The sequence below is a fragment of the Pseudoalteromonas sp. C2R02 genome, assembly GCF_018860845.1.
Taxonomy (GTDB): Bacteria; Pseudomonadota; Gammaproteobacteria; order Enterobacterales; family Alteromonadaceae; genus Pseudoalteromonas.
This window is the reverse complement of record NZ_JAHKQC010000032.1, coordinates 1-16077: the sequence shown is the minus strand read 5'-3', so window position 1 is coordinate 16077 and position 16077 is coordinate 1. Positions and strand designations below refer to the sequence as shown.

Genomic DNA, 16077 nt, shown 5'->3' with positions numbered 1-16077 from the left:
GCTAATAGGTTGAATTGATACTATGGAAAAATGGCTAAAAAAAATAACAATACGGCAAGCGCTTATTACCATTATCGCACTATCTTTACTTACATTAACCTTTACTAGCATCCTGTTAGGTCATAGCACTTTTACTAAAGTATCAGAAAACAGTATAGAGTCTGACTTATTACCAAACCAACTTGCTAAAGTTGAAGCAAGAATAATGCATCAGCTGAGCACTCCTTTAATTTTATCGAAATCCATTACACAAAATAAATTCTTAATAGATTGGGCACTAGCAGGTGAGCCTCAAGCACAGCAAGATAAAGTAATAGATTATTTATCTTATATGAAAAGTGAAAATGATGCTTTTGTGGTTTTTTGGGTATCAGATGTATCTAAAAATTATTTTAATAATAATGGTATTTTAAAACAAATTAGTACAGAAAATGATGCTTGGTTTTATGATTTTCTAAATAGTGATAAGCCTTATGAAATCGTATTTGATTATGAAGAAAGTACAGCTAAATTAACAGCATTTGTTAATTATAAAGTGCAAGCTCAGGGGAAAAAACTAGCAGTTGCAGGGCTTGGTTACAGTGTTGATCAAATTAGTGCTGATATTTTATCAAATAAAGTGGGTGAATCAGGTTATGTATTTGTAACTGACAAACAAGGTAAAGTAATTATTCATCCACAATTATCATCACTAAAAACCAAACAATTAAAGCAGTTTGATGGCTTTGAAAATATATCTGGTAAATTATTGCAAAATGATGATGGGTATGTATTTGATAAAGTAGAAAAAGATGGCATTGATTATTATGTTGCCAGTGTTGGGATCAGCGAACTAAATTGGAAAATAATCGCCATGTTGCCAGTATCAGAACCCATGTCACTGGTTCGGGTTGCGTTAACAAAAACAGCTATTATGAATACAGTATTAGCTGTTGTATTTATTTTATTAATGGTGATGTTAGCAAATAGAATCACTAAGCCCATTATTGATATTGGCGACAGATTACTTGAAATGGCAAATCATGGCGGCGATTTAACACAAAAACTGGATGATAGTCGTTCAGATGAATTAGGTTTATTAGCAGGTGGGTTTAATGCCATTATAGAAAAAGTACGTAATATCATGGTTGATATTAAACAAACTGAGCAAGTAATGGCGTCTTCATTTGTTAATTTAAATGCGATGGCTGATTCAGTTGATGAATGCGCTAAATCTCAGCAGCATGAGTCAGACTCTGTTGCTGCAGCTACCACACAAATGCATCAAAGTATTCAGGAAGTAAGTGCACTAGCTAGTACAACATCAACAAAAACAGAGCATACCCAGCAGCAAATAGAGAACACTAATCGGCAAGTGCTAGAAACTAATAACGTGATGCAGCAACTTGATATGAGTAATAATGCAACACAAGAAAAAATAAAAGCGCTTGCAGAACAAACACAAACGATCAGTTCTGTTGTTGATACTATTAGTAGTATTTCAGAACAGACAAATTTATTAGCCTTAAATGCAGCAATTGAAGCTGCAAGAGCGGGAGAGCAGGGCCGAGGTTTTGCAGTTGTCGCTGATGAGGTACGTTCTCTTGCAGGTCGTACAAAAAATTCTACCGCTGAAATTAATGAAGTGATTGAAAAACTTCAACAACAAGCAAAAGAAACCGTGATTGCTATGTCTAAAAATAGTGATTTAGTAAAAGATGGTTTAGATAAAACTAACATTGCCAGTGATGAGTTAAGCTCAGTAGTGTCTGAAATCAATGAGATCACTAACATGAATACCTCTGTTGCTACAGCGACTAATGAGCAATCAAGTGTCATAGGTGAATTGAATGTTAATGTCACATCTATTGCTGATATGTCGACACAAGTAGCTGATCTTTCTCAAAATTCAAAGTTAATACTTTCGGAGTTAGAAAATCAAAAAATAAGATTATCGAACTTAGTTTCACAATTTAAAACGGATTAACATTATTCTATTATTTAGCACTCAAACCGAATATTATTAACAAATAAAGGATAGTAATGTAAAAATTTACTATCCTTGTTAATTCAATTTTCTTCATTATTAAATGTTCATGTTATCAGTTTGATTACAACAATAACAAAACCCTTCTACTTTGAAATAATTATAAGTGTATGATTTTTAGGTGAATGACCGGTTGTGGTCACTATTTCAAATGACAGCGTTGTTATTTGTTTTTTATGTCTATCTTTATGTAATCATTTATAAGAAATACAAGGATAAATTGTGCTAACTAAAAACTTTAAATTAAATTTATTGACGATTAACATCGCAATAACACTTAGCGCTGGTATAAGTAATGTAAGTTATGCTGAACAAACACAAGTAAAAGAAGATTTAGAAGTCATAGAGGTTAGAGGGATCCGTCGCTCTTTAGCTGAGTCAGTCAATAGTAAACGTTTTGCTGATGGTGTTGTTGATGCTGTAAGTGCAGAAGACATTGGTAAGTTTCCTGATAGTGATGTTGGTGAAGCATTAGGACGTATTCCTGGTGTTGCAGTAAATCGCCAATTCGGTCAAGGTCAGCAAGTATCAATTCGTGGTGCGTCAAATCAGTTAACTCTAACGACTTTAAATGGTCAAAATGTATCTTCAACGGGCTGGTATGATCAGCAAGCAATTGACCGTACATTCAATTATTCATTATTACCACCACAGATGATTTCAGCAATTGAAGTTCATAAATCATCGCAAGCTGATTTGGTTGAAGGTGGTGTGGGTGGCACGGTTAATGTGAAAACACGCAAACCGTTTGATATGGATTCTGGAACGACTTTCTTTTCAGTTGAAGGTGATTATTCAACTGCCACCGAAGAAGCGGGCCCGGGTGTATCTGGCTTATATAATTTTAAGAATGAAGATGAAGACTTTGCTGTTTTAGTTGCCTTAGCCTGGGAGGACTCACTATATGCTAGAAGTGGTAATGAGTCTTCATATGAATGGAACGGTGCTGAATCAATTAACTATTTTGAACAGGCTCGAGAGCGTACTGCGTTTGATGTAACTGCACAATATACCCCAACGGATAATACATCATTTACTCTGCATTACATGAACTTAGATTTAAAAGCTGATAATCATAATAATAGCTTATTCATATTTTCAAATACTGATAACTGCCAAAAAACCAATGCAGATGGTACTTGTGTAATTCGTGAATCTAATGCAGAAAATGCACCTGCAACAGCACCTTATATGCAAACTTTTGCCCGTAACGGTTCTATGAATTCTCAAACAATTGATCTTGAGTTTGAATATGAAGGTGATAGTTTTGTTTGGGTATCACGATTAGGAAAAACACAAGCGGATGGTGGTACTGATCTAACAACCAATCATGGTGGTTACATTGGCACACCAGAGGATATTTACGGTACTATTGATGCCTCTGGTGATTATACCAAATTTGATTTAGCTAATCCTGGCTGGACAGTCGATGACTTTACAAGCGATGTTGCGCCAGCTGGTTGGGCGACAGAGCGACAACCCAATACAGATGAAGAGTTATACTTTCAATCTGATTTTAAGTTTTATACTGATTTAGGTGCGATTACATCAATTAAAACAGGTGTGAGATTTACCGACCATAAAGTAGAACAAAGATCTGAAAAAGCCTTATATGCTTTTGATGACAATGGAGAATGGCTGACATCAGCAAGTGATCCTACTCATTTTTGGAATGGCACAGTAGATTCAGGTATGCAGGATATATATATTCCATACCCTGATGTCGATGCAATGCAAGCAGATGCTTTAGCACAATCTACAGGATGGAAAGAAGACCGTTCAGCCTATGGTACTGTGGAGGAGAAAAATTTTGCAGCTTATATCATGGCGAATTTTGAAGCAGAAGGCATAAGAGGTAACTTTGGTTTACGTTATATCTCAACAGATGCCTCATCTGATTATTATTTACCAAAGCCAGGGTATGTCGATCCGGACAATGTAGTAGGGAATAACAACTTAAGTGAAACAATTGGTACTGAAGAAGCTAACTACTCTGATGTATTACCAAGTATGAATATCGCTTTTGATGTATCAGAAAATGTGATTGTACGTGCATCTGCAGCACAAGTAATCTCACGTGCAAATTATGAAGATATGTTCAGTAACCAATCAATGTCAGGTTACAATGATACGCAATTAAGTAACCAGGCAATTACAACTGGTATGCCAGACTTAAAGCCTTTTAAAGCAAGCCAAGCTGATATTTCAATTGAATATTACTACGGAGACTCTAACTTAATATCTTTTGCTACTTTTGTTAAAGATGTGAGTAACTTTACCACAACAGAAACATTAAGAGAGCAAGAGATAGGCATAGTTGATCCTGTTTGTGGATGTGATAGTTGGACTATAAATAACAAGGTTGATGGTGATGGCGGAGAAATTTTAGGTTTTGAACTGCAATTACAACATGCTTTAGATAATGGTTTTGGTACGATTGTAAACTATACCTATGCGGACTCAGATGCTGATCCAGATAATTTCGCAGATGAAATTGGTGTTTTTACTGATAGTTCAGAGCATACACTTAATCTAGTAGGTTTTTACGAGAATGAAGATTTCTCTACGCGATTAGCATATAACTGGCGCTCAGAATATATGATCAGAGAGTCTGGTTTTTATGGCAATAGAATGCATCAAGATTATGGCACTTTAGATTTAACCGCAACTTATGCCGTTAACGATAATATGACAGTGAGATTTGCTGGCACTAACCTACTAAAAGAAGACAGTATCCAAATTGGCATGGCCGCACCTGGCACAGATAGTGTAAAACCAGAGCTGCGAGGTGGTTACCCAGCTTGGGCATATCAAGGTGAATCAACTTACTCTTTAGGAATTGATTTACGTTATTAAAACTTTGAGAATCATGATATAAAAAGTAAAGCCGTGAATAAAATTATTCACGGCTTTTTATTCGTATTAATCCAGAAGGGGTGATCACGGATTTTATGGTGAAATAAAGACTAGTATTGACTGATACACATAACATCACAAAAATAGACACTAATATAATAAGCTGATATTTCACAGCGGTTATTGGCTCTATGCCACCTAATATTTGTCCTGTCATCATGCCAGGTAAAGTCACAATCCCGGTTGTTGTCATTGACGCTATTATAGGCGCTAATGCATTTTTTATGGCTGATTGCACAAAAGGGTGCGCTGCTTGCGCAGGCTGTGCGCCTAAAGATAAAGCTGTTTCGTATTCGCGCTTATTATCATTAAATGCAGTAAATAAACTTTTTAAAGCAACGATATTACCACTCAAACTATTTCCTAGTAGCATGCCGGCTAGTGGAATCAAGTATTGAGCGTGGAAAATCGGTGATGGCTGAATTAAAAAATATAACAGAATAAATAATAAGGGCAGTGAAGATATAACTAACCCTATCAAAACAGGTAGAAACAAATGTTGTTTTGGTAGATTAGCGCCGCTAATAATTGCACTAGCACCCACTAATATCATTATGATCAGCCAAACTATATTAAACATTAAACTATTTAAATCAAATAAAAACTCAAGATAAAGACCAACCAATATCAACTGTAGTGTCATTCTAAAAACTGAAACGAGTATTTCTTTTTCTAATCTTAAATTTAATTTTTTATTTATTAAAAAAGGAAAAATTAAAATCAACATAAAAAAGATAAGATCCAACCAAGCTATGTCTAATGTTTGTTCCATCTTTTTCCTTTATTTATCATATGTTATAGCGCCATTTTAATATAAATGACATTTAAATAAATCATGATGTTTATATTAAATCTAAAATTAAATTATTAGCTAAATTGAAAAAATTCAACTAAATTTAAATGATACGGTTGACACCGGTGTCATAAACGTGAGTTAATAATGACACCGGTGTCAGATTGTGATTGTGAGAGACATAATTTATACCGTACCTTTGAACGGGTAATTACTGTGCTCAGTATCAGTTTTGTACGTGGAGTCGTATGATTTGATACTGAGCCTTTTCTCTTAAATTTCTCACTATTTTTCTCGAAACTTTAATAACCAAAGAGAAGAGAACCGAATTTTTAAAGAGTAAATATATGCTTCACCGTCGAATTAAAGAAGTTACAGATCGCGTAATTAACGCAAGTAAAGATTCTAGAGCTGCATACCTTGAACGTATGGCGCATGCAAAAACTCAAACAAGAGTAAGAACAGGCCTTGGATGTGGCAACCTAGCGCACGTAATGGCAGCTTGTAGCCCAAGCGAAAAAGATTTATTAAAAGCAGACGAACAACCAAATTTAGCAATAATCAATTCCTACAATGACATGCTTTCAGCGCATGTGCCTTATAAAGATTATCCAGATTTAATTAAAACAGTTGCCCAAAAATATAATGCAACAGTACAAGTTGCTGGTGGTGTGCCTGCAATGTGTGATGGCGTAACTCAAGGCCGTGATGGCATGGAGTTATCTCTTTTTTCTCGTGATGTGATCGCGATGTCTACTGCAATTTCATTATCACACGATGTATTTGATGGCGTATTTTGTTTAGGTGTATGTGACAAAATCGTACCTGGTTTATTAATTGGTGCATTATCGTTTGGACATTTACCAGTGACCTTTATGCCAGCAGGGCCAATGGCTTCAGGTCTAGCAAATAAAGAAAAAGCACGTGTTCGTCAGCAGTTTGCTCAAGGTAAAATTGGTCGTGAAGAATTATTAGAAGCTGAAAGTGCGTCATACCATAGTGCGGGTACATGTACTTTCTTTGGTACAGCTAACAGTAATCAAATGCTAATGGAAATTATGGGTCTGCATTTACCAGGTAGCTCATTTATCAATCCATATACAGAGTTAAGAGATGGTTTAACTGCCAATGCAACAGAGACTATGTTGCAACAACTTATTGAAACTAAAAACGCAAACTGCTTAGCAGATGTGGTAAGTGAAAAAACAATTATTAATGGTTTAGTTGGTTTATTAGCGACAGGCGGCTCTACTAATCATGCAATTCATTTAGTTGCGATTGCAAAAGCGGCTGGTATTGAACTGACTTGGAAAGATATGGCAGATTTGTCAGAAGTTGTGCCTTTATTAACACGTATTTATCCAAATGGTCATGCGGATGTAAATCATTTCCAAGCAGCAGGCGGTATGGGCTTTTTAATTAGAGAATTATTAAGCGCAGGCATGTTACATGAAGATGTTAAAACCATTGTTGGTGATACTTTGAATGACTATGCCAAAGAGCCTCGTATAGCAAATAATGCAAACGTGATCATGACAGACTCAACGGGACCAGTGAAAGTCAATTGGGTAGATTGTGCAGAAAAATCATTAGATGAAGAAGTTCTTAGACCTTATACAGATGCGTTTAGCCCACAAGGTGGATTACAGTTATTAAAAGGTAACTTAGGCGACTCCGTAATTAAAGTATCTGCAGTAGCAGCTGAGCATCAAGTGGTTACTGCACCTGCAAAAGTATTTAATTCTCAAGTTGGTTTACAACAAGCATTTGCAAATGGTGAGTTAGAAACAGATTTCATTGCGGTTATAAAAGAGCAAGGCCCTAAAGCGAAAGGTATGCCTGAACTGCATAAATTAACGCCAATTATGGCATCTCAACAAGATAAAGGTTTTAAAGTTGCCATTGTAACAGATGGTCGTATGTCAGGTGCTTCAGGTAAAGTGCCAGCTGCGATTCATTTAGCTCCAGAGGCGATAGAAGGTGGCATGATTGCTAAAATCCGCGAAGGTGACATGATCTCATTAAATGCACCTAAAGGTGAATTGATATTACATGTTTCTGATGAAGAATTAGCTGCAAGAGAAATTGAAATATCTGAGCAAATGTTAACATTTGGAACTGGTAGAGAATTATTTGAAGGCATTCGCCAAACAGTAAGTAGTGCAGATTTAGGTGCCAGTGCATTTGGCTCTATTTACCCACAAACAGGAAAATAACAAGAATGACTATTGAAAAGATATTAACTGCAGCACCCGTAGTTCCGGTAGTTGTAATTGAAAATTTAGAAGACGCAGTGCCATTAGCACAAGCGCTTTACAATGGCGGTCTTAAAACATTAGAGATCACATTAAGAACTTCAGTAGCTGCAGAAGCCGTAAAACTAATGAAACAAGCTGTTCCTGATGCTTTTGTTGGTACTGGTACTGTTATCAATAAAGAAACATTTAATGCATCAGTAGAAGCGGGTGCTGATTTCATGGTGAGCCCTGGTGTAAATGCTGAATTATTAGAATTAGCTAAAGAAACAGATATTCCATTCTTAGCTGGTGCCGCAACACCGAGTGAAGTGATGAACTTAGCTTCTCACGGATTTAAATATCTTAAGTTTTTTCCAGCAGTAGCAGCTGGCGGCGTACCTATGCTGAAATCTATTGCAGGACCGCTACCACAAGTAAAGTTCTGCCCTACAGGTGGCATTAACTTAGCAAGCGCACCAGATTTCTTAGCATTAGATAATGTTGTATGTGTTGGTGGCACTTGGATGTTAGATAAACAATTAATTAAAGATAAAAACTGGGCTGCGATTGAAGAATTAGCGCGCCAAGCAAGTCAACTATAGTTTTTAAGGGGAATAAAAAATGATTAAAATCGCAATTAATGGTTATGGTCGAATTGGCCGCAATGTACTACGTGCACTTTACGAATCAGATCGAAGTGAAGAAATTAAAATTGTTGCAATCAACGATTTAGCACCTGCTAACGTAAATGCACATTTAACACAGTTTGATTCAGTACATGGCCGTTTTAATCAAAAAGTTGAACTTGATGGTACGACTTTAGTTGTTGGTGAAGATAAAATCACTTTAACGCAAGAACGTGATCCAGCAAGTCTTCCTTGGAAAGAGCTTGAAGTTGATATCGTATTAGAGTGTACTGGTTTATTCACTAGCCGTGATGCCGCAGCAAAACATATTGAAGCAGGCGCAAAGCGTGTGATCATCTCTGCACCAGGTTCAGATCTAGATGCAACTGTTGTTCATGGTGTAAATAGTGATGTATTAACATCTGATAGCATTATTATCTCAAATGCATCTTGTACAACTAACTGTTTAGCACCTGTTGCTAAAGCATTAAATGATAAAATTGGTATCGAGCAAGGTAGCATGACTACTATCCATGCATATACAAACGATCAAAGTTTATCAGATGTATATCACCCAGATTTATACCGTGCGCGTAGTGCAACACAGTCTATGATCCCAACTAAGACTGGCGCTGCAAAAGCTGTAGGTCTAGTGTTACCTGAACTTGCTGGTAAATTAGATGGTATGGCAGTTCGTGTTCCTACAATTAACGTTTCAGTAGTTGATTTAACTTTAATCGTATCTCGTGAAACGACACTTGAAGAAGTAAATGAAACTGTTAAAGCAGCATCACAAGGCGCAATGAAAGGCGTACTTGAATATAACGAATTACCACTTGTTTCAATTGATTTTAATCATAATCCTGCATCTTCAATATTTGATGCTACACAAACAAAAGTTGATGGTAAATTAGTTAAAGTTATGGCTTGGTATGATAACGAATGGGGTTTCTCAAACCGTATGTTAGACCAAGTAGCAACACTCGCAAAATTCATTAACTAGTAACTTATTAATAGCTTTATCCAGAAGTTACAAAGGCCAACATATGCTGGCCTTTTTTATTACGAAAAAACATATAAAAAGGGGTCGGAGTCAATTAATCAAACAGAGGATGTTTATCTTTAATTGATAAATTATATAAATAATTAGCGTACTGATTTTATTGCGTATTATTTCTAAAGGAATGAAAGAGTTGAAACAGAGTTAATAGTATAAGTTTTATTAACTCCGGCCCCTTCATTGTTTATTTCTTATTTTTGTAATTCTTGTGCGACTTCTGAAATCTGTTGTCTTAGCCAAATATGGCTGGCATCTCTATGTAATAATGGGCTCCAAATCATATCAAGCTCAAATGGAGCGATAGGGAATGGCGCGTCTAAAATCATAACATCAGAGTTATTTTTATAAATGTTAGCAACCTTTGATGGCAAAGTAGCGATGAGGTTTTGCTCTTTTGCTAGATGGATTGCTACATGATAATTACGGGTGAATGAGGCAATATTACGTTGTTTACCAAATTTAGCTAAAGCTTCATCAACCCAGCCTAGTTTTTGCACATCAGCAGGATCCATACCTACACCGACACCAAACCCTGTTTTACTTACCCAGATATGTCTGGCTTTTAAATAAGAGTCTAAGCTGAAGTTTTCAATAACAGGATTATTGGCATTTACTAAACATGAAAAACTGTCTTTCCATATTCTTTTTTGATGAAAAGATTGCGGTAAATTGTCAAAGCGATTGATCGCCATATCAACTTTACCATTTTCTACATCATGAAAAGTAACATCACTAGGCGTTACTATATCTAATGTGGTATCAGGTGCATGTAATTGAAGTTTGTTAAGTAATTTAGGCGCTAGGGTACTTGCCGCATAATCACTTGCCATAATACGAAATACGCGTTTACTTTTGCTTGGTTCGAAATCACGATTAGGCTGAAGCGTTTCTTCAAGTGTAAGTAATACACCTCTGATCACAGGTTGTAGCTCTTTAGCACGTTCAGTTGGCACCATACCATCGCTTGTTCGGACTAAAATGGGATCATTAAGTAAGTTTCTTAATCGCTTTAATCCGTTGCTCATTGCCGGCTGTGTAATACTTAACTGATTGGCTGCTCGAGTAACATTACACTCACGCAATAAAGTATCAAGATATACTAATAAATTAAGATCTATCTTATTAATATTCACTAAATGATTATCCAAGTTAAATTAAATTAATTATATGAATGATACTAACGATTAATAAAACAAACTACTAGTATTATACTGATGTAAATTGTTGTTTATCTGGTAAACCTTGAATTAACGCTAAAAGGGTTTTGATAACGAGTTTATTATCTTCATTTTAGTGTTAAATCACTGAATAAACTTATTTTAATAACATAAACCATACTGAAATATAATCAGGTAAATGACGATTAGCATCAGCATATTCTTTAAAACCACCATAACTACCTGATAAATAATCTAATTGATATAGGTTATCTTCAAATGCACCACCTGTATCCGCTAAAATAGCCATTTTATATTCACTGTGGCCTTTATAATCAAATTGAGTAAGTAATAAATGGCCTAAACCTAATTTATAGATATCACCTGCAAAGGTTACTTCTGGAATAACGGTTACTTTATTATTGGCATCCTTACCATATCCCAAAATGCCTTGGACTTGTTTAAAGTACCAGTATCGGTTTTGCTCGTAGGGTTTTACTTTTCTATCGTATCCAATACCGTTATTTCTATGCACATTAAATACTTTTTTATCACCATTTAAATCTGCCACAACAGTGCCTTGCATTAAAGATGACTCTAGATCTTTTCGAGATAAAAAAATTAAAGGTTCAGCTTGCTTAGGTTTATCTAAGACACCTTTTAAAATGTCTTGTTTAGTATATTTTAGACGCGTAAGTCCATCTATTTTTGTAGCTTGCTCTAAAGTTAAATGACTTTCATCAAACGGTAACTGATATAAAGCATATGGGTATGAGCTTGATTTTTTTAACTGGGCTTTGGCTTGATGAATATAGTATTTAGTCATCAATATTTGATCTTCAGGTAAATTTATTAGGAGTTTTTTATTTTTAGATAATTTTTTTGCATGTAATGTATCGGGTTGCCAATTAATAAATTTAAAGTTGTTATTAATAAAGTTTGTATTTAATAATCTAGAAGGGCGGTTTGCTTTTATATCTTCTTTATGAATTTTACATAAAAAGGATAATGATGCTTTGATCTTTTCTGCAGTAATACCTATATCAGCTAAAACATTACTATGAATGACTTTGGGGTCGTAAGCATTACCTTTTTCTAAATAGTCTTTTGTTGAGCTGGCTACTTTGCATAACTTAGAAATATCGGTATTGATTGGATAAGTTAATTCTAGTTTTTGCTCCGTAAAAGACAATGCGTGAAGGTTGAAACTATTACATAATAAAAAAATAAATATTAACGTTTTTGACTTGTTGATAAATAAATACATTAAAAAATGATGCTTAAAATGATGGCTAAGTGCTTATATTCTAAATTGTAAGAATATTAAGGCAATATAAATTGGAGTGTCACTGAATTTATTTGTTATTTTTTTAAGGTTTTTAGCTGTTTAGTCAAACGGCTTAATTTAAGCTCCTCTGCTTTTACAAGTTTATTATATTTGTGATTTATATTTTTTAATTCTTTGGCAACTTGCCTTTTTGTGTTTATTTTGTCTTGTTCAGACATCATGCGCTCTAGTTTTTGTTCCTCAATAATTTGTTTTTTTGCTTGTGTTCTTTTTAAAATGCGCACTTTATTTTGGCTTGCAGAAAGTTTTGACTCTACTAGGTCGATATGTTGCTGGTATTGCAGTTTATTTAAGGTTTTTACATCTATGCTTGTATCGCGTATTTCTCTTGGTGTAAATGTAGAGATTGTTTTAAGTTTGGCTTCTTTAGAGCAAGGGAATTGACTAAAAACAACGCCTTTTGCTGTCTCACACTGATAAAAATTAGTAGAGGTTGTGTCTGCAATAAGAGCGTGGGAGGCAAATAAAACAATAAAAGAAAAACTAAAATGTCTATATCTTAACTTTACTTGTTTCATAAGCACTCCTATTTGTATTAATTACCTATAAAGCGTTTCAACTCTTTTATGCTTTCAACTAAAAATGGTACGTCAAAGTTATTATCTAGTAAAAAACCTTGTGCTGCAGATATATTTTTATACGATCCGTCGGCTTCAATCAAGGTTATTTTATCTTTTTTATAAGCAACAAATACCCCTTGAGTATAATTTATGCCTGAATCGTCATGATTTTGATAAATATTTCTACCTATGAGCGTTTGTTTTATTAAGGTTTCGCATGACCAGTATTGACCTAAAACCGTCGCAAGTAAATCCATTGGCTGTAATAAATCAGCATTATCTGCAAGTGATGCATCATTGATATAAACAGAACTAACAGTAACAGGAATTTTTTGTTCTGAAGCTAATGCAAAAGCAATAATATGTTTCGCTTCATTTCGGACATTTGTATCTGAATTAGCTGCAATGATCCGCATAGCGGCATTTACATCTTTAGGGATGAACTCATAGTCTTCAAATCCTGATACATTAATTCCTTGCTTTGTCAGCCAGGCGGGCACTGTCTCTTGAGATAGAATCGGTTTTTTATAAAATGCAGGCAAGCCATAGATTAAGTTAAATACCGAATCCGCATGTGATGTTGGCTGCAAGAATAAATTAACTTTTGAAAGTGGTTTGGTTTGAGTTTGCAAAAAGCGCGCTAGCTGCGCATCGTTTTTAAATATTAAAATATCAGTAAGTGGCAATAACTTTTCTGGGCATTGTTTTACATTTGTTGGTAGTAAATATGCAGCATTGGTTGTTGCAAGTTGCTTAGTTTTAACTTGTTTATAGAGCTCTAAATCAAGCAAATTATTTTTAGCTAACAAGCTTTTTGCCGTAGTGGGATAAGATAAAGGTAAAACATTATCTTGCTTTGTTATATCAAATTTAAAATTAGCATCTGCCCAAATATGTATTGTATGACTTAAAGCAAAACTTGTTAATAATATACCGGTAAAAATTTTACCAAAAGTGAGCTTCTTTAAGTTATTTAAGTGTTTCCAAGTATAATTACTGATGATTAATTCAAAGCTAAGTACAGTTAAAACTAAAGTGCCCGCTGAAAAAGTTGCGATAATAGGGGAGGCCGATATTGTGTTCCACACCAAAGAAATAATCTGTGGTAAAGCTGAGGTACTTAAATGATAACCTAAGTTATAAAATACATAAGCATCAAAGGCCATTAAAGATGCGCCAAAGGTTGCAAGTATGGCTGCCATGCCTCGTATATGTCTAGGATAAGGGAAAACTAAACTTAAGGGAAAAATGGTTAAAACAAACCCTAAGAAGGTTATAAAGCCCACATGGCCTAACCAAGTTAGTATCATATATATTGAGCCCATGGTTGTATCTGGGCTTGTATCGGCAAACAAATAGGCGAGGCTAATCACTAAAGCTAAGCAAATATTGGCAAATGTAAACCAATGGCCCCAGCTTAATAATTGACTTGCTTTAGATGAAAATGGACTTTGTGCAGATAGATTCATTTATTTACCGATAATTAGCTAATATAGAGAAATTAAACTATATAATTATTATTTTATAGACTGAGTTAGTACATTAGCAAAGTTTTTTGTTAATTCTGCACGCTGTGGCTCAGGAACATGCTCTTTTACGATATGCGTGATAGCATTACCTAAGCACATTAAGCTAAGATCGACAGGTGCATTATGAGAAGAAAGTACATCGATTAGTTGATCAATGATAACTTCTACTTCTTTATTGGTGTATTTTGATTGAATTGGCATTAAAAATTCTACTATAAAAAAAATTCCCTGAATATTAACATTTGAGGCGCAAAAAACAAAGATGACAACTGAAGTTCAAAAGCTAGTCGTTCATTATGTCGACAAAAAAGACGAAAAAATTGAAATTCATTTAAGAAATGATGAAATGATAGTGAATGATAAGGTCAATATTTTTATTGAGCAACTTCATCACGCCTATAACGGTAAGCCTGGAAAAGGGTTTTGTGGCTTTAGCGGTGAGAAAAATGGTACGGTAGCAACTGCTATGCAAAGTTACCGCATGGGTGATTTACATTTTTGGAATATGACGGAGCAAGCAACGGAAATATTAAAGGAAGAATTAAATAAATATGCTTTTAATGAAACTGGCTATTTAATTTTTTGTCATTATCAATATGTTGCAACTGATTATATGTTAATTGCTATGGTCAATATTAAAGACCATTATTCAATCACATCTGAATTAGATTTAGCAGCTTCAAGACATTTAGACATTAGTAAAATGCAATTAGCTGCCAGAATTGACTTACAACAATGGTCTGCAGATCCAGAGTCGAATCGGTATATTTCATTTATTAAAGGTCGTGCAGGTAGAAAAGTAGCGGATTTCTTTTTAGATTTTCTAGGTTGTGAAGAAGGTATTGACGCTAAGCAACAAAGTGCCGTCATGCTTGAAGCTGTAGAAGACTACTTAAGTGAACAAGAGTACGATAAACAAGAGAAAACTGATTTACGTAAGCAGGTTTTTGATTATTGTAGTGACTGTGTTACGACAGGGTCTGACGCGCAAGTTGATACTTTATCAGAAACAATCAGTAAAGGTGATGGTGTAGATTTTGATACTTTTTATAAAGAGCAAAGCTATGAATTAGAAGAGAGCTTTCCTGTAGATAAAAAGACAGTAACTAGCATGGTTAAGTTCTCAGGAATGGGAGCAGGTGTGAGCATTAGTTTTGAGCGTAAACATTTAGGCGAACGCATCCATTACAATGAACACTCTGATACATTAACGATCCAAGGTGTGCCGCCTAACTTAAAAGATCAACTACAGAAGTTCTTATCTGAAAACAATTAATTATTGAAATAATGTAGTTAAAAAAAAGCTTCAAATTAATTTGAAGCTTTTTTTATGAGAATTTAAATATACCTCATAGCAAACTATGAGGTAATTTTATTATGTCTAACACACTGTCATTTCAGAACGTGCATGACCTACTGGGGCAATTGAACCACACGCTTGAGTACTTACTGCAACTGCTGGACGTAAATCATCTGGCATTGCTTTTGGTAATTCTCTTGACGTATCAAGTTCAATTGATATTGGTGTAGTCATTGGCGCTGTTGCGTGACCAAAAGAAAGCGTTGGAGCCTGTTCTTTCGATTTAGCTTCAACTGCAGGCGTCTCAACTACAGGTGTTTCAACTACAGGAGCTTCAACAACAGGCGTCTCAACTACAGGAGCTTCAACTACAGGTGTCTCAACTACAGGCGTTTCAACAACAGGCGTCTCAACTACAGATGTTTCAACTACAGGCGTTTCAACTACAGGCGTTTCAACTACAGGCGTTTCAACTAGAGGCGTTTCAACTAGAGGCGTTTCAACTACAGGCGTTTCAACTACAGG

12 protein-coding genes and 1 pseudogene are annotated in these 16077 nt (G+C 35.1%); 6 read left to right on the top strand and 7 right to left on the bottom strand.

The window, feature by feature from the left end; all coding sequences use genetic code 11:
- Window positions 1-22 precede the first annotated feature (22 nt).
- Both KO527_RS12625 and KO527_RS12620 read left to right on the top strand, forming a co-directional pair.
- Window positions 23-1966 (top strand): methyl-accepting chemotaxis protein, encoded by a 1944-nt coding sequence (locus KO527_RS12625; protein WP_216040656.1) that lies wholly within the window; start codon window positions 23-25, stop codon window positions 1964-1966.
- A 282-nt stretch (window positions 1967-2248) separates the two neighbouring features.
- Window positions 2249-4882 carry a TonB-dependent receptor gene (locus tag KO527_RS12620; protein ID WP_216040655.1) on the top strand — a complete coding sequence of 878 codons (2634 nt, stop codon included), beginning with the start codon at window positions 2249-2251 and terminating at the stop codon, window positions 4880-4882.
- Window positions 4883-4925: 43 nt separating this feature from the next.
- On the opposite strand, the gene KO527_RS12615 is transcribed toward KO527_RS12620, so the two are convergent.
- On the bottom strand, window positions 4926-5714 hold the full coding sequence (locus KO527_RS12615) for an ABC transporter permease (protein WP_216040654.1): 789 nt from the start codon (window positions 5712-5714) through the stop codon (window positions 4926-4928).
- Window positions 5715-6082: 368 nt separating this feature from the next.
- Here KO527_RS12615 and edd point away from each other — a divergent pair, with 368 nt between their 5' ends.
- Genes edd through gap form a run of 3 tightly spaced genes read left to right on the top strand, consistent with a single transcriptional unit; the run spans window position 6083 to window position 9601 of the window.
- Window positions 6083-7951, top strand: coding sequence for a phosphogluconate dehydratase (gene edd, locus KO527_RS12610; RefSeq protein ID WP_216040653.1), 1869 nt, complete (start codon window positions 6083-6085; stop codon window positions 7949-7951).
- A gap of 5 nt (window positions 7952-7956) precedes the next feature.
- The gene (gene eda / locus KO527_RS12605) at window positions 7957-8574 is read left to right on the top strand and encodes a bifunctional 4-hydroxy-2-oxoglutarate aldolase/2-dehydro-3-deoxy-phosphogluconate aldolase (RefSeq protein WP_042143922.1); all 618 of its coding nucleotides are present in this window, start codon (window positions 7957-7959) and stop codon (window positions 8572-8574) included.
- A gap of 19 nt (window positions 8575-8593) precedes the next feature.
- Complete coding sequence (gap, locus tag KO527_RS12600; RefSeq protein WP_216040652.1) at window positions 8594-9601, top strand: type I glyceraldehyde-3-phosphate dehydrogenase; 1008 nt, start codon at window positions 8594-8596, stop codon at window positions 9599-9601.
- Window positions 9602-9849: 248 nt separating this feature from the next.
- Here gap and KO527_RS12595 read toward each other — a convergent pair whose 3' ends face one another.
- The 5 genes from KO527_RS12595 to KO527_RS12575 form a co-directional block, all read right to left on the bottom strand.
- Window positions 9850-10791, bottom strand: a complete 942-nt coding sequence (locus tag KO527_RS12595) for a LysR family transcriptional regulator (RefSeq protein ID WP_216040651.1) — start codon at window positions 10789-10791, stop codon at window positions 9850-9852.
- Window positions 10792-10972: 181 nt separating this feature from the next.
- Window positions 10973-12082: a hypothetical protein gene (locus tag KO527_RS12590; RefSeq protein WP_216040650.1), complete on the bottom strand. Its 1110-nt coding sequence runs from the start codon at window positions 12080-12082 to the stop codon at window positions 10973-10975.
- A 95-nt stretch (window positions 12083-12177) separates the two neighbouring features.
- On the bottom strand, window positions 12178-12681 hold the full coding sequence (locus KO527_RS12585; protein WP_216040649.1) for a hypothetical protein: 504 nt from the start codon (window positions 12679-12681) through the stop codon (window positions 12178-12180).
- A gap of 17 nt (window positions 12682-12698) precedes the next feature.
- Window positions 12699-14192, bottom strand: a complete 1494-nt coding sequence (locus tag KO527_RS12580) for a DUF3413 domain-containing protein (protein ID WP_216040648.1) — start codon at window positions 14190-14192, stop codon at window positions 12699-12701.
- Window positions 14193-14240: 48 nt separating this feature from the next.
- Window positions 14241-14453 (bottom strand): DUF1414 domain-containing protein, encoded by a 213-nt coding sequence (locus KO527_RS12575; RefSeq protein WP_216040647.1) that lies wholly within the window; start codon window positions 14451-14453, stop codon window positions 14241-14243.
- A 61-nt stretch (window positions 14454-14514) separates the two neighbouring features.
- On the opposite strand from KO527_RS12575, the gene yejK reads away from it, so the two are divergent.
- Window positions 14515-15528 (top strand): nucleoid-associated protein YejK, encoded by a 1014-nt coding sequence (yejK, locus tag KO527_RS12570; RefSeq protein ID WP_042143934.1) that lies wholly within the window; start codon window positions 14515-14517, stop codon window positions 15526-15528.
- Window positions 15529-15633: 105 nt separating this feature from the next.
- On the opposite strand, the pseudogene KO527_RS12565 reads toward yejK, so the two are convergent.
- Window positions 15634-16077, bottom strand: a pseudogene (locus KO527_RS12565) (ribonuclease E); the annotation flags it as partial.